We start from the raw sequence: 22347 nt of genomic DNA, 5'->3' as shown, positions 1-22347 counted from the left end.
TACGCAGATTCCACACAGATTTCAAACAGATTCACATATTTCCTCTTGACCAATTGGCTGAGAGTGCTATGCTAACACACAGTCATATTACGAGGAGGAGAATAACCATGAAGAACATAGAGATGAAGTTAGAAGGCAATATCCTGACCATGAAGGTTGATCTTACCAAAGAATTTGGCCCGTCATCATCAGGAAAGACGATCATCATTGCATCGTCAGAAGGGAATGTTGCCGTTGATGGGCATGAGGAGATCAAGGTGGGTTTGAATGTTTACAAGAAAAAGTAATAGCGAACGAACGGGCGTCATGTCGAAAGCGGCCAGAGCAAGCTCACAATGAGCGGAACCTGTGAAAGAATCTTCGGGACTACCCGTTTATACTATCTGTATGCTTCTTTTCTGTCACGCACAGCAATGATGTCTACGAGATTTTTATCGTCATCGATTGAATAAACAATGCGGTAATCACCGACTCTTAACCGCCAGAGATGCTTATTGCCGGCCAATTTTCGACAACCTGCAGGTCGAGGTTCTATAGAAAGATTTTCAATTTTAGGAAAAATCCTATTCACCAGTTTCACATCGAGAGCTTCCAGTTCTTTACGGGCAGATCGGGCAAAAGTTATCAGGTATTTAGACATGCAACTTGCCTTGTTTTTTTAGCCGTTCCCTGACGGATTCAATAGATTCTCTTGGTTCCTCTGCACGTTGCCTTGAAAGTAAATTATCGAAAAAATCTTCCCAAATCTCACCAAATTTTCTCAGGTTAATTTGCACTGCTACTTTTTGCCCTTTTTCATCTGTAACATATTGTATACCTTGCATAAAAAATATCTCCTCGCTTATAGTAATAACATATTGTACCAGAACCAGGATATAACTTTTAATCAGTCTTTCTTTTTTTATGTGTAACGGCACGCATGAGCCTCGGTGAGCCCGCCCCGGGTTTCCCACAGTGCTCAATGCGATTGTTGCGTGCTCATTAATCGTCTACGTTGCGCATCAAATCCAAGCGTATACGGCGCTTTTCTAAGAAAACCTTGGTGACCACGACATCTAATCCCTGCCCCTCCACTACTGTCTTTGTGAAGTCTGCTAACTCAAAGCCTGCTTTTCGTAGGGATGAGTCGGGCAAGATGCCTTGAAGCCCATCGGGCAGCTTCACGCGCACAAAAAGGGGTGTAACTTCAACGACTGTCCCACGAAGTTGCGTTCCTTTAAGAAGACGTTTGTGTATTAGGGGCCAAGGATCTCCTTCTTGCTGACGTATGCTTCCCTTCAGAATTCGTTCATCGTCATTCTTTTCGAAGATCACAAGTGACAGCTGCTGTCCGACCAAAGCGGTATCTGCCGGATCTACATGATCGGTCCAAGATATTTCACATCGCGGCAGCAGCACTTCAACATCATCGCTAGTATGGCAATAGTAGTTCACCCCATCGCAGAAACTCGCCTTTACTTCTACCCTTTGTCCGACGAGTGGCAGGTCGGCTCGCTTCCATGGATCAGTATTTGGAAAGCGCAAAGATAAGACTAGTTTACCTCTTTCAGTGTCTATTGAAGACAGAATGAATTTCCTTCGCTCGCCATTTGAGATAACGTCCCTGCAATCTTTTACTGTCCGCCACCCGCAGTCACCTCTTTGGATAATCGCGTTGAGACCAAGTGCGTCGACGAACGCCTGTGTCGCGGAAACATCTAAAACCTGTCCTTCGACCTCGTCTCCTGATGTCAGACCGTTCGCTGCAGCACGCTCTGCAAAGTCCGTGTCCGAGAACAGTGGGCTCCGTCGCAATTGGGCAATATTCCATTGTTCGCGTCGCTGTGTTACTGGGTTGTGGACGCGTGGGACTGCAACTTTTGCCAAGGTAAAGCGATTGTCACCTTCCAGGACTTGTAGTAGTTTCTCCAGAAAGCGCGATGCTTTCTGATACGCGATGATGTAAATGGAGTCACACCCTTGACGCACTTTTTGGTCAATTCGATTGACATACGGTGACACCCCTTCTCTTTGCACCTTGTCGGATGCGGCTAATATGATGATGCCTACGCTGAAGACCGAAGAGAAGTAGTCGAGCTTAATCTCCTCATGCTCCTGTCGCCGTGCCTCTGCCAGCAAGAACTCAAGGAAACGCATAATCTCCCCTGTATGGTCAGAACTGTCACCATCTGTGTATAAGCGTTCACCTAACTCGTCTAACTCCTCCAAGAAAATAGCGACGAAAGTGCCGTGTGCGTCCAATTCTACGAGTTTTGAGAATATATCTCGGAGGTTCTCGCTGTCCTCTGTGCGCGAGCCCAAGAAATACCGTTGGAAGACGGGCTTGGCATGCTTGCCAAGTGCGGACGCGAGCTTCTGAAGCAAGGTCAGGTCCATGGCTTCTTCAAGATCCTTGTGGATGTTGGGTCTCAATGTTGTGCATACAACACGAGGAAGGGCAGCTTGTGTTGCAGCCAAGACATTGCGTGTCTGGTCGTTGGTCTCGCGCATGCATAAGATGAGATTACCATTTTCCGTCAGGACAGGGTCTGACGGAGATTTGACCCACTTGATCACAATTGTCACGTTTGCCGTTGACGGCAAGTACGGAAGCAATTCGCGTTTCAGAAACTGCGTTGACGTGTATCCAATCTTTGCCGCCATGTACTGCCGTGATCCTCGCTTGAAGAACCGGAACGCTGGCAGGAAGAAGATTTCTTTGATCTTCTCCGCGCGATCAGGATCAAGAATTACAAGCATAAGAATGACAACGAGAACCGCTATCCAACCCTTGGACCAAATGAACTCCAGGATTTCTGGTAGGTTATCCATCTGTACCACCTTGTCGTGCGCGCTCAATGCATTCAGTTGCTGCGCACACGACTGTTGGGCCACCATCTTTCACAAAGACCCCTCCGATATCGTTCCAGGTGAGGGTAGTCCCACAAAATACGCATTCGATCTCACCATGGTCCTTTAGGAAATCACGCATGTCGCGTTCGCGCATAGCAGGTATTGTGATCTTTTCACGCATTTTTACTGCCCCCTCTGCACACAACGAAAAGATCACCGGCCCGAGGAACGAGGGTCCGGTGGATTTATTGGCTCATTTCTCACTTGACTGGCCATGTTTTAACTGCGAGATCGGCCATGATGTTCTGCCTTCGATCAATGGCAGCTCGATCCCATGTCGACTCCGTAGCAATGCTTGAGGTGAGTGCATATTGTGAGCCTCTGTAGTATTGCTTCTTGAATGGATATCCGTCATTGCCCACCTTTGTGTTGATTTTTGTCTTCATTAAAGCAAGGTTCCCGAGCCGTTTCACCAAAACTACTTGTTCTTCAAGCGGAATGTGTTTCCAAGCTGTGGAAGGTGTTTGAGGAAGCACGTGTTCTAGGTTGATCACATCAGCATTGTCATTAGGAACCAGTTCTGGGTCACTGTCTCCTCGCCGATGCTGCTCCAAGGCGCGCAAATAATACCGCGCCAGATATGTTTTTGATACAGCGGCAGTTACGAAAGCATCGCGAAACTGAACGTCGTTGGGTATAACCGACTTGAGCTTATTGAACAACTGGCTTGCTGTTGTAAGTGTCCCAGCACGAATTTCTTTAGCGGCTTGGCAGTAATGTGTCTCCAGCGTACCGCCACCAAGGCCACCATGCACAAGAAACCGAACAGACCACGACACCATATTCCGAAGTGTTGCTTTTACCTCAGAGTCCTTTAAAGTATCGAGCACTGACAAAATCAATGGACGAATCTGTATCATGCGGAGGGCTCTGAGTGTTTCCATGTGCTTTCTGCATGTATCACCATACTTGACCCATAGTGCATCGGCAGTATTAACAATTGCAGCATATTTGTGAGCATTCTTCTCCAGTGCTGATGCAAACGCCACGGCTTTGGGCTGGGTGTCTACACGACGCTTAATTTCAGCGTACAGTTCTTTTTCACGGACAAATCCATACGAAGATGAGACGTAATGTCGAATAAATGTCAACGCGACCTCATCTTCGTCCACGGCCTCCAAGGTGCTTGTCATACTTACCCATGCACGTTGCACCTCTCCAAGTCTGTTCCCTGACAAACCAAAGAGGTGGTTTTTCAGAAGATCTGTAATAGCTAAGGTCAACCCTCGATCGTTGAGCGTTTCGAATACCATAAACGCGTTCGCATCGTCTGGCACTTGAACCCATATCACCTTAACAGAGTCCGTAAGATAGCCCACGAGATCCGTCAGGAGCTCTGTTGCGTCCTTTGCTTTGGCCATACGCGCAATGTGCCCTTCGGCAAGATATGCAGCACGTGCTATCCGATGATGTGATGGCTTAGTGGCCACAATGCCTCTACCTGGGTCAGTTGGTGGCAAAAGGATTCGACTTGCAAAGAAATCATGATCTGCATCGTTCAGTTTTAGCTTCGGAATCAGTGTCAGGGTCTTGAGGTCTTTCTTGCTCAATAGGTCGGAAGAAATCGTATTGGCCCGCTCATAGTCCTTGGTTATGTAGAAGTGATCACGGATCGCGGCAAGGAGAATCGTTGCTGTGGCAAGGCGCTGTTGCCCGTCAACCACTTCCGCTCTTGGAGATTTGTTATTGGTTGTAACAATAGATCCGAGGAAATACTCATTCTCGCTGCCGCTTATCGCTTCAGTGATATCATTGAGTAAGTCCCGAACATGCTCATCTTCCCACGCGTATGACCTTTGGTAAACTGGAACGCTGACATTACGATTGAGCAGAATTCGCCCTAAGCCCTGCATCTCTATTTCAATGCGCGATGGTGTACTCATGAAGGAAATTCTCCTTTAATTGGGCTATTTCATTCTCGCCCTGTGTTGCCGAACAAGTTATTTTAAAGTTCCCGGATAACTCCGCGCCCCACGGGAATCTTCAGGGCTCTATGCAATGGCCATTTATCTGTTATCTTGGCACTTGCGGACTTCCGGCTTCCCCTATCCTTTTCTAAGTATTCTGAAATAATACTAATCTCTTGACAATTTTTTCACAACCATTTTCTTTTATCTTTTAAATTCGAAAAAATCTTTGACAATCCAGGTCTACTGTAGTTTACTCACTCAGCTTTTCGGCATTCCACACCTGACCCCATCAGCACGACGAAAATAGGAGCATTCATGGCACGTAAGAAGACGGCAAGCACGCAGGCAGGCGACGGGAAACGCCCGATCGAAACTTACGAGCACAAGGATAAGCAGCGGGTCAACAATCCGCCCGTGGGGCTGGTGACGCCTGAGACCGACCCGGAATCGGGTGAGAAGAAAAAGTCCTACGCCTACGACCCGCACCTGGACCCGCAGTTGCAGTGGGCGGGGAAGGCTGAGCATACCTCATTTGACGTGCCCACGGTTTCGCTGCACGTCCATGAGCGGATTGACCCGCGCACCATCATCGAGGCGGTGCGCCGCGCCCCTGACCCCGCCGCGATCACACAACTTTCCCTCTTCCAGACAGTTGAAGAAAACCCGCCCCTCCGCGAGGCCATCGAGTTTTACAAGCACGCCCACGGTTGGAGCAACCGTTTCATTGCCGGCGACAGCCTGCTGGTGATGAACTCCTTGCTGGAAAAGGAAGGCATGGCGGGCACGGTCCAGATGAGCTTCATCGACCCGCCTTACGGCATCAAGTACGGCTCCAACTTTCAGCCCTTCGTCAATAAGCGCGAAGTCAAGGACGGCAAGGACGAGGACCTGACTGCCGAGCCGGAGCAGATCCGCGCCTTCCGCGACACCTGGGAGCTGGGCATCCACTCCTACCTCACCTACCTGCGCGACCGCCTGCTGCTGGAGCGCGAACTGCTGACCGAATCCGGCAGCGTCTTTGTGCAGATCAGCGATGAAAACATCCATCATGTGCGGGAGTTAATGGATGAGGTGTTTGGGGCAGGGAATTTTGTATCACTAATCCCATTTGTAAAGACAAGTGGTCAGACAGATAAATATCTTGCCACCATAAGCGATTATCTTCTGTGGTATTGCTATGATGCTAATCATCTAAAGTATCATCAACTTTATTCAGAACGTACCGAAAGCACCATGCAAAGCGCGTATACTTGGATTGAACTTGCAGATAAAACATCGAGAAAGTTAACCAGAGGAGAACTGATAGGAATAGAGCCAATACCTGAAGGGCGGCGCTTCATGTCGTCTAGTTTGTTTTCACAGGGATTTAGAACAAACACATCGGTGCCATATAAATTTCAGGGAAAGACCTTTGACACAGGACACGACAAAAACTGGAAGACTACTATTGAGGGACTAGACAGATTAGCAAACCTAAATAGACTTTTGATTGTGGGCTCCACTCTTTGCTACAAACGATATGCAGATGATTTTCCAGTCGTTGCGCTCAACAATTTCTGGTCTGACACGGTAGTCAGCACATTCGTGGCAGCAAAGTTGTATATAGTTCAAACTGCCACTAAGGTCATCCAACGCTGTATCCTGATGACGACCGACCCCGGCGACCTGGTGATGGACATCACCTGTGGCTCGGGCACTACGTCCTTTGTTTCCGAGCAGTGGGGACGCAGGTGGATTACCTGCGACACCTCGCGCGTGGCGCTCACCCTGGCTAAACAGCGGTTGATGACCGCCGTCTTTGATTATTACGAGCTGGCCCACCCGCAGGAAGGCGTGGGTAGCGGTTTTGTCTACAAGACCGTGCCGCACGTCACCCTCAAGTCCGTTGCCAACAACGAGCCGCCCGCCACGGAAACGCTCTACGATCAGCCGCTGGTGGACCGCAAGCGCAACCGCGTCAGCGGCCCCTTCACCGTCGAGGCGGTGCCCGCCCCCACAGTAAAGTCGGTGGAGGAGATTATCGGCGATGCCCCGCCGTCAGCAGACGCCTCCATCGCCCGTTCCGGCGAAACCCTGCGCCAGAGCGAATGGCGGGATGAACTCTTACGCGCTGGCATCCGGGGCAAGGCCGGTCAGCACTTCCGCTTTGCCCGTATCGAGCCGCTGCCCGGCTGCCGCTGGCTGCACGCCGACGGCGAGACCAGGCCCAGCGCCGAGGGAGCCGACCGCGTGCGAGAAGATGGCACGGCTTACAGCCCCCAGCGCATCGTTGTTTCTTTCGGCCCGGAGCATGCGCCATTAGAACAGCGGCAAGTGGAGCACGCCTGGGAAGAAGCCCGCACACTGGTGCCGCGGCCCAAACTGCTGGTCTTTGCGGCCTTCCAGTTCGATCCGGAAGCGGCCAAGGATATTGACGAGATGAAGCCGGAACTCGCGGGGATGCAGTTCCTCAAGGTCCAGATGAACGCCGATCTTTTGACCGACGACCTCAAGAAAAAGCGCGCCAGCAACGAATCCTTCTGGCTCATCGGTCAGCCCGATGTGCGGCTGGAGAAGATAACCGCCGGCGAGGACATGGGGAAATGGCGCGTCAGCGTCCAGGGGTTCGACTATTACAACACCAAGACCGGCGGCATCGAGTCCGGCGGCAGCGACCGTATCGCCGTCTGGCTGTTGGACACCGACTACGACGGACGCAGCCTGTTCCCGCGCCAGGTCTTTTTCCCGATGGCAGGAGATAGCGAAGGCTGGGCGAAACTGGCCCGCAACCTGAAAGCAGAGATTGACGAAGAACTGATCGAAGCCTATCGCGGCACGGTGTCGCTGCCCTTTGAACCAGGCAAGCATCAGCGTATCGCCGTCAAGATCGTGGACGACCGGGGGATCGAGAGCCTGAAAGTGATGGAGGTGGCGTGATGGCCCAGAGCACCATCGACCGCCTGATCATCAACTCGCCCTACGAGGAGCCGGCGCGTCACTGGCGCTACGAGCGCGAGACGCGGCTCTTCTCGCTTGCGGATGGCCGCCGGCCGGCCGGGTATGTGGTGGCCTCCGAGAACTCCAGGGCCTTTGACGATCCGGGCATTTTCGTTGAAATTCCGCTGGTCAATCAGATTCGCCCCCGCGTCAAGGCGTGGCGCGAGGCGGGCTGGCCGGGCGTTTCCAGCATCACCAAGCGCCTGTTGGAACACTGGTGCGATCCCGAGGAATTCGAATCGCGACGATTCTTCTTCTGCCAATTGGAAGCGGTGGAAGCCCTCATCTGGCTGACCGAGGCCCCTGCCGCCGAGCGGGTGGGGATAGAGATCCCCGGCGATGGCGGCGCGTTCGTCCGCCAGTGCTGCAAGATGGCCACCGGATCAGGCAAGACCATTGTCATGACGATGGTGATTGCCTGGCATATCCTGAACAAGGTGGCCTATCCGCAGGATGCCCGCTTTTCCAGGAACATTTTGGTCATCGCTCCCGGACTGACGGTAAAGAACCGTCTGGCGGTGCTGGCGCCCGCGGCGGCGGGGAACTACTACGAGGAGTTCCGCATTGTGCCGGCGGGTATGCTGGACAAGCTGCGCCAGGGTAAGGTATTGATCCGCAACTGGCATGCCTTGAGTTGGGAAAGCGAGGTGCAGCTCAAGAAACGCCGCAGCGTGGACAAGCGCGGCGTCAAGAGCGACCAGGCCTACACCCGTGAAGTCTTGCAGGAAATGGCCAATGCGCGCAACCTGCTGGTGATCAACGACGAAGCGCATCATGCCTGGCGTGTGAACCTGGATGCGGAAGGGAAGTATCTGCGCGCCCGCGACCTGAAGGACAGCGCCCAGGAAGCGACGGTGTGGATCGGCGGTCTGGACCGCATTCATCGCACGCGGGGAATCCTCCAGTGCTACGACTTTTCCGCCACCCCGCTCACCCCATCGGGAAAGAAGAGTTCCGAGGAAGCGCTGTTCGGTTGGGTCGTGAGCGACTTTGGCCTGAACGATGCCATTGAATCCGGATTGGTGAAGACACCGCGTGTGGTGGTGCGCGACGATGCCGTACCGGACGCCAAAACCTACAAATCACGCCTGTATCACATTTACAACGACCAGGACGTAAAGGACGACCTGAATCGCCCGGCAAATCCGGAGGAACCGCTGCCCGACCTGGTGCTGAATGCCTATTATCTGCTGGGCTACGACTGGCGCGAAGCGTACAAGGCATGGGCGGCAGCAGGCTTGCGGACACCGCCGGTGATGATCACGGTCTGCAACCGCACCGAGACGGCTGCGCGGGTCAAACACGCCTTTGATTCCCGGCGCATTCACATTGACGAACTGTGCGATTCCGAGCGCATCCTGCATATTGATTCCAAGGTGCTTGCCCAAGCGGAAGCCAAGGAGGAACTCGTCGAGACGGTGACGGATGCGGATGATGCCGTCGCAGACGAGGATATACTGGAGCGTAAACTGACCAAGGCCGAGCAGGCGGAGTTTTTGCGACGGACAGTGGACACGGTAGGGCGGGTGGGGCAGCCGGGCGAGAAAATCCGGAGCGTGATTTCGGTGGGGATGCTGAGCGAAGGTTGGGACGCCAAGACCGTGACGCACATCATGGGGCTGCGCGCCTTCAGCAGCCAGTTGCTGTGTGAGCAGGTGGTCGGGCGAGGTCTGCGGCGCACCTCCTATGAAGTGAAAAAGACCGTTGATCCATACACAGGTCAAGCAATAGAGCTATTCGAGCCGGAGTATGTCAACATCTTCGGCGTTCCGTTCACCTTTCTACCCCACGAGGGCGGACAGGATGGCCCGCCGCCGCCACCCGCGCCGAAGACGGCGGTTGAACCCGACCCGGCCAGGAGGCAGTATGAAATCCGCTGGCCGAACGTGGTGCGCATTGATCACGTTTTCCATCCGACGCTTTCACTGGATTTTTCAAAGATGCCGTCCTTGACGCTGGATGCCGCTCAAACCGCTCAGGTGGCGGAGCTGGCGCCCATCCTGGAGGGCAAGCCGGACGTAACCAATATCAACCGCATTGAACTGGAACGGCTGGCGCGTGAGTTTCGGACGCAGCGGATCATCTTCGAGACGGCGCGCGACGTTTTCGACCAGATGAAGCGAGACTGGCCGGGCAACAAGGAACTCCTGCTGGCTCAATTGGTGCTGTTGGTGGGGAAGTTTATCGGCAGCGACAAGATTAAGATCGATCCGCCCTTGTTCTACCAGGACGAATTGCGCCGCCGCCTGATCATTACGCTCAATATGTCCCGTGTCGTGCAGCACATCTGGGAATTCGTGCGCTATGAAAATACGGAGCGGCTGGAGCCGATTTTCGATAGAGATCATCCCATTCGCGCCACAGGAGAAATGCGCACCTGGTACACCGGCAAGCCGTGCGAACGCACCAAGAAGTCGCACATCAATGTCTGCGTCTTTGACAGCACGTGGGAAGCCTCCGACGCCTTTGCGCTGGACGAAAGCGACGCAGTAGAGGCATGGGTTAAAAATGACCATCTGGGGTTTGAGGTGCTTTATGTCTATCGTGGCGTGGTGCGCAAATATCGGCCGGACTTTCTGGTTCGCCTGGTGTCGGGTGACACCTTGATTCTCGAAACAAAGGGACAGGATACGGAGCAAGACCGGGTAAAGCGGCGATATCTCGACGAATGGGTGCAGGCCGTCAATACGCAGGGCGGTTTCGGGCGCTGGCGGTGGGCAACAGCGTATCAGCCCGGGCAAATCAAAGACATTCTGCTGCCAGCTCACGACACTGGGGACGGACTAAAAAAATAATTAGTGTAGCAAAGAAGGATGACCCCATGAGTATCAATACTGGCGGGGGAAAAAAGGTATAAAGTAATCAGTTTTAAGGAGGAATAAGATGGAGCCGAAAGTAAAATTATATTCACTGAGCACTTGCAGCCACTGCAAGGCAACCAAGAAGTTACTTGATGATTGCACGGTCAGGTATGAAGCAACCGATGTTGACCTGTTATCGGGGCAGGAAAGGGCGGCTGTTTTGGAGGTGGTCAGGAAACTGAATCCGCAATGCTCCTTTCCCACGATGATCATCGGCGACCAGGTAATCGTGGGATTCAAGGAGGCCGAGATCAGAAAGGCGCTGGGATTATGACGGCCATTGTGACGGAAGCCGAAAGGTATTACGATCTGCTAAAAAAGATCCAGGAGCCGCAGGGATATTTCCTCAACGGGGACCGTGAGTGGACGTTGAGCATTATCGGTGATCTGCTCGTCAACAAGGCCCGCTATGGATACATGGCCTGCCCCTGCCGTCTCGCTTCCGGAGACAGGGGACAGGACAGGGATATCTTTTGTCCGTGCCTCTACCGGCAGCAGGATGTTGAGGAGTACGGCAGTTGTTACTGCAACCTCTATGTATCTAAGGAATGGAACGAAGGCAAGGCGCCCCATGTCTATGTTCCCGAGCGGCGGCCGCCTTCCTCACCCCACCCCAGCACCTTATAGAGAGTTACCAGATTCGTCAGCCGGGAGAGGCGAAGCATGATGAGGCCCTGTTGCGCCGCGTAGAGTGAGCGTTGCGCATCGAGGACGTCAAGGTAGCTGTCAATTCCCTTATTATACCGTAGATTGGAAAGACGGTAGGTTTTTGCCACCGCATTGACCAGTGATTGCTGCGCCGTTAGCTGCTGATTTACTGTGCCCTGCACGGCGAGGGCATCGGCCACTTCCCGGAAGGCGACCTGGATGGCTTTCTCATACTGGGACACGGACATTTCCCGTTCTATCATGGTGACGTCGTAGGCCGACCAGGTGCGGGCATCGAAAATCGGTATCGTGATCTGCGGTGCGAAACTCCAGGTGCCCTGACCGGATTTAAAGAGTCCGGAGAGATCGGCGCTCGCGGTCCCGATAGAGGTCGTCAAGGAGATGCGGGGGAAAAAAGCCGCCCGGGCGGCACCGATATTAGCGTTGGCCGCCTTAAGCCCATGTTCCGCAGCCAGTACGTCGGGTCGTTGCAGGAGCAATTCGGAGGAAAGGCCTGGAGAAATCTCCTTCGGAGGGCTGACGCTGCCCAGTTCCGGCGGCATAAGCGCCTGTGGCACCGGCGAACCAACCAGCAGACTCAAGGCATTTTCATCTTGCGCGGCCAGTTGCGTATAGCGGGCGATGTCTCCTCTGGCTGTTTCCACTTGGCTCTGCGCCCGATTCAGGTCTATTTCGGAGGCAAGCCCCACATCATAACGCTTCCGGACTAATTTGCAGGAGGCCTCCTGCGCCACAAGAGTAGAGGTCACCAATGCGAGACTTTCCCGGTCCGCCGCAAGGGCAAGGTAGGAGTTGGCAATGGCAGACAACAGCAGAATCTGCGCACTGCGGCGGGTTTGATCCATGGCAAGGTATTGTTCCAGTGCGTTATCTTTCAAGCTGCGGATGCGGCCGAAAAAATCTATTTCCCAGGAGCTGATACCGAGATTGACATTGTATTGTTCAAGGTTCGTCGCGTTGCCGGAGCTCGAAAGATCACCCGGCACACGCTGTTTACTGATGGTTCCGACTGTGTTGACCGTGGGCAGAAGTCCGGCGCGCTGGATGCCGTACAGGGCACGTGCCCGTTCCACATTCAAGGCGGCAAGGCGCAGATCACGATTGTTGTTCAAGGCCATTGCGATGACTTGACGGAGCTTCTCGTCGGTGAAAAATTCCTTCCACTTCAACTCTGAAACTGTCGTTGCGCCGTTTGCAAGATTTGCTGCTTGGTAGGCGGTGCCGGTCGGCCAGGCGACAGGAACAGGAGAGACAGGCCGAGTGTATTCCGGGGTCAGGGTGCACCCCCCCAGAAAAGCTACGATCACCCATAGGGGGAGAAAAAACAATTTGCTATTCATATCATCGATCCTCTGATTGAGTTACATCATCTGTCGTGGTTACGTTCCGATTTTTTTGCCGAAGAGCTTTTCGATCAGCACAAAGAAGAGCGGTGCAAATAGGGTGACCAGGAAGGTGGAGGTAACCACTCCGCCCAGCACCGCGGTGCCGATGGCCCTTTGCGCGCCTGCGCCCGCCCCGGTCGCAAAGGCCAGCGGCATAACGCCGAAGCCGAACGCCAGCGAGGTCATGATGATGGGACGCAGCCTCAGTTTTGCCGCTTCCAGGGTTGCCTCGCTCAGCCCCATCCCTTCTCCCACTCGGGACTTGGCGAATTGGACAATCAGGATGGCGTTCTTGGTGGTCAGGCCGAGGGTCGTCAAAAGTCCGATCTGAAAATACACGTCATTAGGCAATCCCTGAATTGTCGAACCGATCACGCCGCCGATCACCCCCAGGGGCAGGGCCAGCAGGATTGAAACGGGGATGGGCCAGCTCTCATACAGGGCCGCCAGGCAAAGAAAAATCACCAGAATGGAAAAGGCGTAAAGGGGAGCCGCATGAGAACTGGCCTGCCGCTCCTGATAGGAAAGCCCGGTCCAGTCAAAGCCGATTCCCTGCGGCAGTTGCCTGACAAACCCTTCCATGGCCAGCATCGCCTCACCGGAGCTCCTCCCGGGTGCCGCCTCGCCCTGGATGTTCAGGGAAGGAAAGCCGTTGAAGCGTTCCAGCTTCGGAGAGCCGGAAGTCCAGTGTCCGGACGCAAAGGAAGAAAAGGGAACCATCTTGCCTGCATTGTTGCGCACATGAAGTCTTTCCATATCCTGTGGCAACATGCGATAAGGGGCGTCGGCTTGAATGTACACCCGCTTCACGCGACCGCCTTGAATGAAGTCGTTAACATAGGCGCTGCCGAAGGCCGCCGAGATAGTATTGTGAATTGAGGCGATGGGCACTCCCAAGGCGCCGGCTTTCTCCCAGTCAACGTCAATCCGGTACTCAGGGACATCTTCCAGGCCGTTGGGCCTGACCTTGGTCAAGACCGGGTTCTTGGCAGCCAGGCCGAGGAGCTGGTTGCGGGCCGTCATCAGCGCCGCGTGGCCCAGACCGCCTCGGTCCAGTAACTGGAAGTCAAAGCCCTTGGCCATGCCCAGCTCGATAACCGCAGGCGGCGCAAAAGCAAACACCATGGCGTTTTTGATCTTGGAAAATTTCGCCATGGCTCTGCCCGCCACAGCGCCGATCTTCAACTCCGGCCGGTTGCGAAGTTTCCAATCCTTCAGTTTGACGAAGGCCATCCCCACATTCTGGCCCCGGCCGGAGAAGTTCGAGCCGGCAATCGTCATAACGGATTCCACTCCTTCTTTCTCCTGTTCCGAAAAATAGTTTCTGACGCCTTCCATAACCCTGTCGGTCTGCTCCAGGGTCGAGTTTGCCGGAAGCATCGCCTGCACCATCAGTATCCCCTGGTCTTCATCCGGGAGATAGGCCGTGGGCATCCGCTGAAACAAAAACCACAGTGACGCTACGATCAGAAGAAATATGACCAAGTAACGAATCTCTTTGGTAAGGGACTGCCTCACCAGTCGCAGATACTGATCTCTGGCTCGAAAAAAGATACGGTCAAACCAGCGGAAAAACGGTCGCAAAAACCAGACTCCCGACTCTGCCGGTTCATGTCCTTTGGGCACCGGCTTGAGAAGTGAGGCGCACAGCACAGGCGTCAGGACCAGAGCGACTACCACTGATAGCAACATGGAGGCGATGATGGTTATCGAGAACTGACGGTAGATGACCCCCGTGGAACCGGCGAAAAACGCCATCGGGCCGAAGACCGCAGAGAGCACAAGCCCGATGCCGATCAGGGCGCTGGTTATCTGGTCCATGGACTTGCGCGTAGCCTCTCGGGGTGAAAGGCCTTCCTCGCTCATGATTCGTTCCACGTTCTCAACCACCACGATGGCGTCGTCTACCAGGAGCCCGATGGCCAGCACGATAGCAAACATGGTGAGCATATTGATAGAGAATCCGCAGAGCCCCAGCACCGCGAATGTCCCCAGGATGACGACCGGCACGGCAATAGTCGGAATTAAGGTCGCTCGCATGTTACCCATGAAGAGATACATCACGAGAAAAACCAGCAGGATCGCTTCGAAAAGGGTCTTGACCACCTCAATGATAGCCACCCTGACGAACGGGGTGGTGTCGAAGGGGTAAACGACTTTCATACCGGGGGGGAAAAAATGGCTCATCTCCGCCAATTTGGCCTTGATGGCGTTGGCTGTATCCAGGGCATTGGCGCCGGCCGACTGACGAATGGCCAGGCCGGCTGACGGCTTTCCATTGAAGTAGATTTGGGCATCGTAGGCTTCGGTCCCGAGCTCAGTCCGTCCCACATCTTTAACCCGCACAATGGATCCATCCTGGTTAGTTCGCAGGGGAATTGCGGCAAACTCCTCGGGCGTTTTGAGCATGCTTTGAACAACGATGGCGGCATTCAGGCGCTGGCCCTTCACCGCGGGCGCCCCGCCGAACTGGCCGGCGGACACTTCCACGTTGTAGGATTGGAGTGCCGTGATGACATCTTGAACCGTCATCTGGTAACCCGTAAGCCTGTCTGGGTCCAGCCAGACCCGCATGGCATACTGACTGCCGAAGATCTGTACCTCGCCCACCCCCGGCACTCTTGAGAGCACCTTCTCCAGGTTGGATTGAGCATAGTCTTGCAGGTCTTTTCCGTCCATGCTCCCGTCTTCCGAGCGCAGACCTACCATCAACAGATAGTTCCGGGTGGACTTGCTCACCATGACGCCCTGGCGCTGCACTACCTGGGGCAGGCTCGCCATGGCGAGTTGGAGCTTGTTCTGCACCTGGGCCCAGGCCACGTCCGGATCGGTTCCCGGAGCAAAGGTAAGCTCAACGCGGGAAGCGCCGGCCGAATCACTGCTGGCAGAAAGATACAGCATCTTGTCGAAACCCGTCATCTTCTGCTCGATGATCTGCGTCACACTGTTTTCCACGGTCTCAGCCGACGCGCCCGGATAAAAAGCGGTAAGGGCGATGGAAGGCGGAGCGATGGGCGGATACTGCGATATAGGCAGGTTGTAGATGGCCAGGCAGCCCGCCACCATCAGAATAATGGCGATAACCCAGGCAAAGACCGGCCGTTTTAGAAAAAATCTCGATAACATCGCGCGCCTCCGTCAGTTCGATTTTGCCGATAGCGGGATCGTTTTCTTACCTTCCCGATTCGCTTCTCCACTACCGTTTGCAAAGGGGACAGCCTTTACGGAAACGCCGGGTTTGACCTTTTGCATGCCCTCGACAATCACCTGCTCGCCGGGCGCCAGGCCCGCTGCAACAAGCCATGCATCGCCGATGGCGCGATCGAGCATAAGTATCCTCTGTTGGACCTTCGCTGCGGAATCCACGATCAGTGCCATGGGATTGCCTTGCGGGTTGCGTGAAACGGCCTGTTGAGGAATTAATATTGCGTGCCGATTAATGCCCTCTTCCACCACCGCCCGGACGAACATGCCCGGCAGCAGAACGCCTTTTGGATTGGGAAAGACAATCCGCAGAATGACTGATCCGGTTGTGGGATCTACCGTGACGTCGCGGAATTGAAGCGCCCCTTCCCAGGGATATTTGGCGTTGTCTTCGAAGAACAGATGGACCTTATCCCGGAGTTGCCCGTTGTGATAAAGCTGGCCTTCCTCGAGGCGCCGCCGCAATCTCAGCAGTGCCGTCGTGGATTGTGGCACATCCACGTACATGGGATCCATTTGTTGAATGGTAGCCAGAGCCACGGGCTGATATGCCGCGACCAGGGCGCCCTCCGTTACGCTTGATCTTCCGATACGACCAGAGATGGGTGCCGTGACGGAGGTATATGCCAAATTGATGCGGGCCGTCTTCAAGGCGGCTTCGGCCTGATCAATGGCCGCCTCGGCCGCCGCGACCGCCGCACGGTCGTTTTCCACCTGTGCCTCCACCGCCCGGATAGTAGCCTCAGCCACGTCGGCCTCGGCCACGGCCTGGTCGCGCTGGCTGGCGGAGACAGCACCGTCTTTGGACAGTTCCTCGAAGCGCTCGCGGTTCGTCCGGGCGAAATGCATAGTTGCCTGCTGCCGGGTGACGCCGGCGATGCTTGCCTGCAGAGCAGCCTGAGCGCGGGCGGCGTTCTTCTGCATGGCGGTGCGATTCGCCGTGGCATTGTCAAGCGCCGCCTGAAAGGGAGACGCATCAATCTGAAAGAGCACTTGGCCAGCCTTGACATCGGAGCCTTCAACAAACCGGCGCTTCTGGATGATGCCACCCACCTGAGGACGGACTTCAGCAACCAAATAGGCGGACGTCCGGCCGGCCAATTCGGTCGTGATAACCAACCGCTGCGGTTTTACGGTCACGACGGCGACTTCCGCAGGGCCGCCCTGTGTGTGGGGACCAGTTTTGGTCTGTTGTTCGCAGCCTCCCAGAATGAAAAACCCTGCAAGAATCCCCACCACGGTGATTCGTTTAGCTCTGTCAAAAATCCACATAAGACACCTCATAACGAACGTTCATTTTATTTGCCTGAAGTCGATGCATCAGAAATTCAGCCCCGCCCGGACGGCGATAAAGGGGCCGTTGGCAATGGCGATCCGGTTGAAGTCACGATCGCTGTAGCCCTCTCCTTCAAAGTACATACGATCAAAGGTATAGCCGCCGGAAAAATCGAAAGTAACGCCCTGGCCCACCTGCCACTGACCGCCGACGGTCAACTTTTTTTCATTGTAAAACAATCGCTTCGCCTCGTCAATACGATCGACACGGAAATATCGTTCACTTCGCCAGTCGAAGGAAGCATGGAGTTTAAATGGCGTCAGGAGGCGGTAGGTGACGCCGGCATGCATGTTCCGAATTGGCAGATAGGAAACATTAAAAACCAGATCGGCCGGGCAGAAAGGCATGGCCAAAATCATCACCATTATCAGGCAGAACTGCAAGCGATCGGTACATCTTGTCATCCCTGCTTCCATAGAGTTTATCCTGGAATATTTGGCTATTTTAATGTTCTGTTCATTTTGTGAATATTGATTCAATATATGAATTGCCGTTCATATTGATGCAAGGCGGGGCTCTTGTCAAGAAATATTTACCGATGAAAGATCATTCCTTGGGTTTTATGGTTTATCCGGTTCATGCATACTTTTGATTTTATAATCTGTTGAATGCGCTATGACGGACTTTCACCTCAAGCCTACATTGGGCTGTATCACGGAAGATCAATGAATACAATTCGTAACGGTGGACAAGCTGCTTACTATTTCCGGATTGGGGCCTGGCTAACTACAGGTGCGCCCATATAGATTGTGCCAACAAGGAAGGGTGTTGAAAAATGAAATGCGCGATTGCCAGGAATGGTTACTCCCCGTCAATGGTTGAAATTGGCCCCGCAACTGAAGCAGGGCCGTTGAGGACGCCCTTGAGAATGAAGATCATGATCTCTTCGGTTAACTCATCTAATGATAACGGACCTGATGGACGGTACCAGCGCAGATGCCAGTTAACTACCCCCAGGATGTTGAAGGCCAATACGGTAAGGTGCTGATAGTTAATGTACCCTTGTTCCTTCAATATTTCTATTTCATGCCGGTAAATGTTCAGGATATCGAGTTGGAACTTTTTGTTAATCTTAAACCCCTCGGGTGTGAGGTGGTCTTCGTCAAGAAAAAATATTTTCGATTCCCTCTTGTGTAATTTAACGAGCTGAAGGTGCGTCCTTACCAGCAGCTTAAACCGCTCTAACGGCTCCATCTCAAGCTCGGCAACATTACTGAGCGAATCAACGAGATGCCTAGACGAATGCTCCAGAATAGCCAACAACAAGCCATCTTTATTGCCGAAATAATAGTAGATATTGGAAATGCTCATTCCAGTCGCTTTTGCGATATCCCGTATTGATGTCCCTGCAAAGCCTGCGGTTGAAAAAAGCTCGATCGCGACCTCTATAAGCTTTTGAGCGGTGTCCGCTTCCTGATTCGGTAATTTCTTTGCTTTCATGTGGGTTGTATATCATACGTTCGATATATTGTAAAGATAAAAGTCCGCCGAGTTTAGAAAATCTTTTATAGCCAATGCACCACAATTGTAATTCGCCGTAACTCTAATTACTTATGCTCCGTCCTATAGAAAAATCCGTATTAAAAAATAAATCGAACGATTGATACATTTTTTCTTGACATTAGATCGAACGATTGATATAGCGCAATAAACAATGTGAAAAACCTACCCATGGGGGGACAATATGAAATTGGTAGCTCCCGGAAAATTTGTTCTTACGCTTCTTACGCCAAAGACCAGAAAAGTGGTAAGCGTTTTTGGCATCCTTCTGCTCCTCTTTTCTTTCGTTTGGGGCGCGTTGGCTTCACCGGATAAAAAAGGACCGCAAATATCGCGTGATGACCTTTTCTCCGTCACCTTTCCCACAGAAAATAACGGCTGGGCCTGTGGCCGATGGGGTACTGTTCTCCGCACTGACGACAGCGGGAAGACCTGGAGTCGCCAGGAAACGGGAACGGACTACACGCTCACCTCCATATCCTTTGTTGATCTGCAACATGGGTGGGCCATCGGGGACGAGGGTACGATCATCCACACCGCCGATGGCGGGAAGACCTGGAATGCACAAATAAGTCCCGTGCCTTTCTTTCTGATGGCGGTACAGTTCGTTACACCGAGCAAAGGTTGGATTGTCACCGAACGTACCCATATCTTGAGCACCGAGGATGGCGGCAAGCATTGGAATATCCAGTTCAAAAAAGATGATTATATCCTCAAATCAGTTTCATTCTGCGATCCTCTAAACGGCTGGGCAGCGGGTGAATACGGTCTCATTTACCACACCAAAGACGGAGGAAAAACCTGGGTTAAAGAGGCAGGTTCTTTCACTATTTCCGAAAGGACCGGCATGGTGGAAGGGGAGGATCAACTGTTCCGTATTACTGCGGTTACTCCGCAGATAGCCTGGGCGGTGGGCATAGACGGCCGCGTGGCCAAGACTGTTGACGGAGGCAAGAATTGGAAAGATGTAAAGGTACCGGTGCCCAAAAACTCTCTTTTCTGCATAGCGACAAATAAGACCGGCACTATTGCGATCGGGGGGAAACGCGCATTTGTCTGGTCTGTTGACGGGGGCGCTACCTGGAATAAACCTGAATTTAAGCCAGCTTTTACCTATGGATGGCTCTATGGACTTACCAGCCGAGGTGCTTCAGGCTTTACGGCGGTGGGCGGAGAGGGGGCCATCTACCGCCACGACGGCGGTAAAGCGTCGGCATTGTGGCAAAGAAGTAATTATTAAGCTGATGGTGTCTCAATCCACATCGTCAACGCAGTGGGAGAGGGGTAAGCATGGAGAGTAGCAACAATCGCAAAGGGCTGGACAAAATATCCTGGTTTCTGTCTCGCCATAGATTGGCGGTTTTATTGGTTATCCTTGCCATAACCGGGGTCTTTTTATATGGCGCGTTCAAGGTTAAAGGGGAAGTCGTGCTGCAGGACATGCTACCCTATGACCACCCATATCTCAAGCTCCACGCCAGTTTTGCCCGGGTTTTCGGAAGTGGCGGTTCAGGAGTCGTTGTTGCAATTAAGACAAATAGCGGCGATATCTTTAATGAAACTAACCTGGGCAAAATAAAAAAGATGACCGAGGAAGTTGCAATGTGGGATGAGGTTTATCGAGTCCTCACGGTGTCCATCGCCAGTCCTGCTACCAAGATTGTCACCGCAAAAGGCAAGGGAGAAATTGTAATAGCGCCACTCATGTGGCCTGATATCCCGAAGACTCCTTCAGAAACAGAGGTACTCAAGACGAACATTTTTTCTAATCCCGCCTATAATGGTTCCCTGGTGTCGAGAGATGGAACCGGCGCCATAATCTTAACGGAATTTAAGGAAAACATCTCTTACGAGAGAGCGTTTCAACTGATGCAAAAATTGAGAAAGGATTATTCTGACGAAAATATATCAATCCATATAACCGGATATCCAATGCTTATGGGTTGGATCTATGAAGCGAGATCGCAGATGTACCAAGTGTTTGCGATAAGCATCATTGGGATTGCGGTTGTTTTGTGGTTGGTTTTTAGAAATATCCCCGGTATGATCTCGCCCCTTGTTAACGCCGCAGTTCTTACCATCTGGGGCCTGGGGTTTATAGGCTTCACAGGGATAAATTTCAACCCCATGCTCTACGTACTGGCCTTCCTTGTTGGCTCCCGGATGATCGGCAACTCCCACCAGATAGCTTATAGATATTTTGAGGAATTAAACGCCAGTGGCGGCGATAGGTTCCGCGCTTGTTATGAGACCATGCGGACTATGCTCGCGCCGAATTTTGCGGCAGTAACAACCGATGCGGCCGGTTTTGCCATCCTCATTCTTGCCAAGATCGTCCTCATGCAGCATCTCGCTATCATTATGACTTTCTGGATGATGAGTATTATTCTCACGGGTTTCATGGTTCCCGTGGTCTGCAGCCTAATCCCCATCAAGGTAGCAAGCGATGAGTGGGATAAGGGGAAATCCCGGGTTGACTGGAAGGCAAAGATCATGATGCGGATCGCTGGATTCTCCATCTCCCCCCGGGGCAGATATGTGGTTGGGTTTTTTATTATTGCATTAACAATCCTTTGCATGTGGCAGATGGAGGGACTTAAGATAGGAGATCCGACTCCTGGTTCGCCAATTTTCTATGACACCCATACCTACAACAAGGATCAGACCGTTATCAACAAAACATTTGATGCCTCATCGGAAAACCTGATGCTCTTTTATGAAGGGGAAAAGGGTTCTGTCTATGATCCGGTCGTGCTTACTACTTTTGAGGCCTTTGCCAGGCACATGAAGAATAGGTTGCCGGATATCTACCGCTCCTCAACCTCCATTATAGATACTGTGAAGATGGTAAATGTGATCTTTCATGATGGGGATGAAGTCTGGTATCAGCTTCCCCGGAACGAGACCATGTTGACCGGGCTTATGGGGTACGTCCGACAGAACACGAACAGGAGTACTCTTGGTCGTTTTATTGATGATCAATTGGAGCGCACACAGATTACGCTCTTCTTCTCGGACCACACTTCAGACAACTTGCTCCGTATACGTGATGCCGCCAATGATTTTTTCAAGACAAAGCCAATGAAAATGCCAAACGGAGAATTCAAGCTTGCCGGCGGAAGGATCGGAATGGAGATCGCTCTTAATGAAGAAATGAAGCGCGCCCATGTGCTGATCGACCTTACAGTCCTGGGGGCTATCTTTATTCTCTGCGCACTATCCTACCGATCCATTACCGCGGGACTGATGCTCACGCTTCCTCTTGTCCTCGCCAATAGTGTGGCAGCAGCGTATATGGCATGGAAGGGCATCGGTCTTTCCATCAATACGCTTCCTGTAGCAGCTATAGGGGTCGGTGTCGGGGTAGACTTTGCCATTTATCTGTATAGCCGCTGTCAAGAGGAGTTTCCCGTTCAAGGGGGAAACTGGACCGAAACTATTATGCAGTCAATCTGCACCTGCGGTAAGGCAGTTGTCTATACTGGAATAACGATCATTCTGCCTATCCTCACCTGGTATTTCTTCTCGGAAATGAAGTTTCAGGCAGAAGTAGGTTTCTTTCTTTCAATGATAATGGGGACAAATATTGTGCTCACCATGACCCTGCATCCGCT

General features: G+C 52.8%; 17 protein-coding genes. 7 read left to right on the top strand and 10 right to left on the bottom strand.

Annotation, left to right across the window (positions count from 1 at the left end; translation table 11 throughout):
- Positions 1 to 107 precede the first annotated feature (107 nt).
- On the top strand, positions 108 to 287 hold the full coding sequence (locus NT140_08595) for a hypothetical protein (GenBank protein ID MCX5831929.1): 180 nt from the start codon (positions 108 to 110) through the stop codon (positions 285 to 287).
- 92 nt (positions 288 to 379) lie between these two features.
- Here the strand turns inward: NT140_08595 and NT140_08590 are convergent, their stop codons facing one another.
- The 5 genes from NT140_08590 to NT140_08570 all read right to left on the bottom strand — a co-directional run bounded on the left by NT140_08590 (position 380) and on the right by NT140_08570 (position 4775).
- A complete protein-coding gene (locus NT140_08590; GenBank protein ID MCX5831928.1) occupies positions 380 to 640 on the bottom strand; it encodes a type II toxin-antitoxin system RelE/ParE family toxin in 261 nt (86 codons plus the stop codon).
- Positions 633 to 824: a hypothetical protein gene (locus tag NT140_08585; GenBank protein ID MCX5831927.1), complete on the bottom strand. Its 192-nt coding sequence runs from the start codon at positions 822 to 824 to the stop codon at positions 633 to 635. The genes NT140_08590 and NT140_08585 overlap by 8 nt, the downstream gene beginning before the upstream one ends.
- A gap of 157 nt (positions 825 to 981) precedes the next feature.
- Positions 982 to 2811: a hypothetical protein gene (locus NT140_08580; protein MCX5831926.1), complete on the bottom strand. Its 1830-nt coding sequence runs from the start codon at positions 2809 to 2811 to the stop codon at positions 982 to 984.
- The gene (locus NT140_08575) at positions 2804 to 3013 is read right to left on the bottom strand and encodes a hypothetical protein (protein ID MCX5831925.1); all 210 of its coding nucleotides are present in this window, start codon (positions 3011 to 3013) and stop codon (positions 2804 to 2806) included. Before NT140_08575 ends, NT140_08580 begins: the two co-directional genes overlap by 8 nt.
- 79 nt (positions 3014 to 3092) lie before the next feature.
- The gene (locus NT140_08570) at positions 3093 to 4775 is read right to left on the bottom strand and encodes a DUF262 domain-containing HNH endonuclease family protein (protein MCX5831924.1); all 1683 of its coding nucleotides are present in this window, start codon (positions 4773 to 4775) and stop codon (positions 3093 to 3095) included.
- 342 nt (positions 4776 to 5117) lie between these two features.
- Here NT140_08570 and NT140_08565 point away from each other — a divergent pair, with 342 nt between their 5' ends.
- The 4 genes from NT140_08565 (at position 5118) to NT140_08550 (ending at position 11266) form a co-directional block, all read left to right on the top strand.
- Positions 5118 to 7718: a DNA methyltransferase gene (locus tag NT140_08565; GenBank protein MCX5831923.1), complete on the top strand. Its 2601-nt coding sequence runs from the start codon at positions 5118 to 5120 to the stop codon at positions 7716 to 7718.
- The gene (locus NT140_08560) at positions 7718 to 10573 is read left to right on the top strand and encodes a DEAD/DEAH box helicase family protein (protein MCX5831922.1); all 2856 of its coding nucleotides are present in this window, start codon (positions 7718 to 7720) and stop codon (positions 10571 to 10573) included. Before NT140_08565 ends, NT140_08560 begins: the two co-directional genes overlap by 1 nt.
- 88 nt (positions 10574 to 10661) lie before the next feature.
- Positions 10662 to 10913 (top strand): glutaredoxin family protein, encoded by a 252-nt coding sequence (locus NT140_08555; GenBank protein ID MCX5831921.1) that lies wholly within the window; start codon positions 10662 to 10664, stop codon positions 10911 to 10913.
- Positions 10910 to 11266: a ferredoxin:thioredoxin reductase gene (locus tag NT140_08550; GenBank protein MCX5831920.1), complete on the top strand. Its 357-nt coding sequence runs from the start codon at positions 10910 to 10912 to the stop codon at positions 11264 to 11266. The genes NT140_08555 and NT140_08550 overlap by 4 nt, the downstream gene beginning before the upstream one ends.
- On the opposite strand, the gene NT140_08545 is transcribed toward NT140_08550, so the two are convergent.
- The 5 genes from NT140_08545 to NT140_08525 form a co-directional block, all read right to left on the bottom strand.
- Positions 11215 to 12648: an efflux transporter outer membrane subunit gene (locus NT140_08545; protein ID MCX5831919.1), complete on the bottom strand. Its 1434-nt coding sequence runs from the start codon at positions 12646 to 12648 to the stop codon at positions 11215 to 11217. The two genes, NT140_08550 and NT140_08545, sit on opposite strands and share 52 nt — an antisense overlap.
- A gap of 39 nt (positions 12649 to 12687) precedes the next feature.
- Positions 12688 to 15819: an efflux RND transporter permease subunit gene (locus NT140_08540; protein MCX5831918.1), complete on the bottom strand. Its 3132-nt coding sequence runs from the start codon at positions 15817 to 15819 to the stop codon at positions 12688 to 12690.
- A 12-nt stretch (positions 15820 to 15831) separates the two neighbouring features.
- Entirely contained in the window at positions 15832 to 17169 is a 1338-nt protein-coding gene (locus NT140_08535; GenBank protein MCX5831917.1) for an efflux RND transporter periplasmic adaptor subunit, read from the bottom strand.
- Between the two features lie 48 nt (positions 17170 to 17217).
- Positions 17218 to 17637: a hypothetical protein gene (locus NT140_08530; protein ID MCX5831916.1), complete on the bottom strand. Its 420-nt coding sequence runs from the start codon at positions 17635 to 17637 to the stop codon at positions 17218 to 17220.
- 397 nt (positions 17638 to 18034) lie between these two features.
- Positions 18035 to 18673, bottom strand: coding sequence for a TetR family transcriptional regulator (locus NT140_08525; GenBank protein ID MCX5831915.1), 639 nt, complete (start codon positions 18671 to 18673; stop codon positions 18035 to 18037).
- Between the two features lie 244 nt (positions 18674 to 18917).
- On the opposite strand from NT140_08525, the gene NT140_08520 reads away from it, so the two are divergent.
- Both NT140_08520 and NT140_08515 read left to right on the top strand, forming a co-directional pair.
- Positions 18918 to 19973: a YCF48-related protein gene (locus NT140_08520; GenBank protein MCX5831914.1), complete on the top strand. Its 1056-nt coding sequence runs from the start codon at positions 18918 to 18920 to the stop codon at positions 19971 to 19973.
- 50 nt (positions 19974 to 20023) lie between these two features.
- A partial coding sequence (locus NT140_08515; GenBank protein ID MCX5831913.1) for an MMPL family transporter occupies positions 20024 to 22347 on the top strand: 2324 nt, incomplete at its 3' end.

This window comes from Deltaproteobacteria bacterium (genome assembly GCA_026388415.1).
Lineage (GTDB): Bacteria > Desulfobacterota > Syntrophia > Syntrophales > JACQWR01 > JAPLJV01.
Note: the sequence above shows the minus strand (reverse complement) of the source record. Positions and strands in the feature narration are given on the sequence as shown.

What these genes read in the sequence shown, in the direction of transcription:
- NT140_08595 (MCX5831929.1), top strand. Translation starts at nt 108, where the DNA reads ATGAAGAACATAGAGATGAAGTTAGAAGGCAATATCCTGACCATGAAG.
- NT140_08590 (MCX5831928.1), bottom strand. Translation starts at nt 640, where the DNA reads ATGTCTAAATACCTGATAACTTTTGCCCGATCTGCCCGTAAAGAACTG.
- NT140_08585 (MCX5831927.1), bottom strand. Translation starts at nt 824, where the DNA reads ATGCAAGGTATACAATATGTTACAGATGAAAAAGGGCAAAAAGTAGCA.
- NT140_08580 (MCX5831926.1), bottom strand. Translation starts at nt 2,811, where the DNA reads ATGGATAACCTACCAGAAATCCTGGAGTTCATTTGGTCCAAGGGTTGG.
- NT140_08575 (MCX5831925.1), bottom strand. Translation starts at nt 3,013, where the DNA reads ATGCGTGAAAAGATCACAATACCTGCTATGCGCGAACGCGACATGCGT.
- NT140_08570 (MCX5831924.1), bottom strand. Translation starts at nt 4,775, where the DNA reads ATGAGTACACCATCGCGCATTGAAATAGAGATGCAGGGCTTAGGGCGA.
- NT140_08565 (MCX5831923.1), top strand. Translation starts at nt 5,118, where the DNA reads ATGGCACGTAAGAAGACGGCAAGCACGCAGGCAGGCGACGGGAAACGC.
- NT140_08560 (MCX5831922.1), top strand. Translation starts at nt 7,718, where the DNA reads ATGGCCCAGAGCACCATCGACCGCCTGATCATCAACTCGCCCTACGAG.
- NT140_08555 (MCX5831921.1), top strand. Translation starts at nt 10,662, where the DNA reads ATGGAGCCGAAAGTAAAATTATATTCACTGAGCACTTGCAGCCACTGC.
- NT140_08550 (MCX5831920.1), top strand. Translation starts at nt 10,910, where the DNA reads ATGACGGCCATTGTGACGGAAGCCGAAAGGTATTACGATCTGCTAAAA.
- NT140_08545 (MCX5831919.1), bottom strand. Translation starts at nt 12,648, where the DNA reads ATGAATAGCAAATTGTTTTTTCTCCCCCTATGGGTGATCGTAGCTTTT.
- NT140_08540 (MCX5831918.1), bottom strand. Translation starts at nt 15,819, where the DNA reads ATGTTATCGAGATTTTTTCTAAAACGGCCGGTCTTTGCCTGGGTTATC.
- NT140_08535 (MCX5831917.1), bottom strand. Translation starts at nt 17,169, where the DNA reads ATGTGGATTTTTGACAGAGCTAAACGAATCACCGTGGTGGGGATTCTT.
- NT140_08530 (MCX5831916.1), bottom strand. Translation starts at nt 17,637, where the DNA reads ATGACAAGATGTACCGATCGCTTGCAGTTCTGCCTGATAATGGTGATG.
- NT140_08525 (MCX5831915.1), bottom strand. Translation starts at nt 18,673, where the DNA reads ATGAAAGCAAAGAAATTACCGAATCAGGAAGCGGACACCGCTCAAAAG.
- NT140_08520 (MCX5831914.1), top strand. Translation starts at nt 18,918, where the DNA reads ATGAAATTGGTAGCTCCCGGAAAATTTGTTCTTACGCTTCTTACGCCA.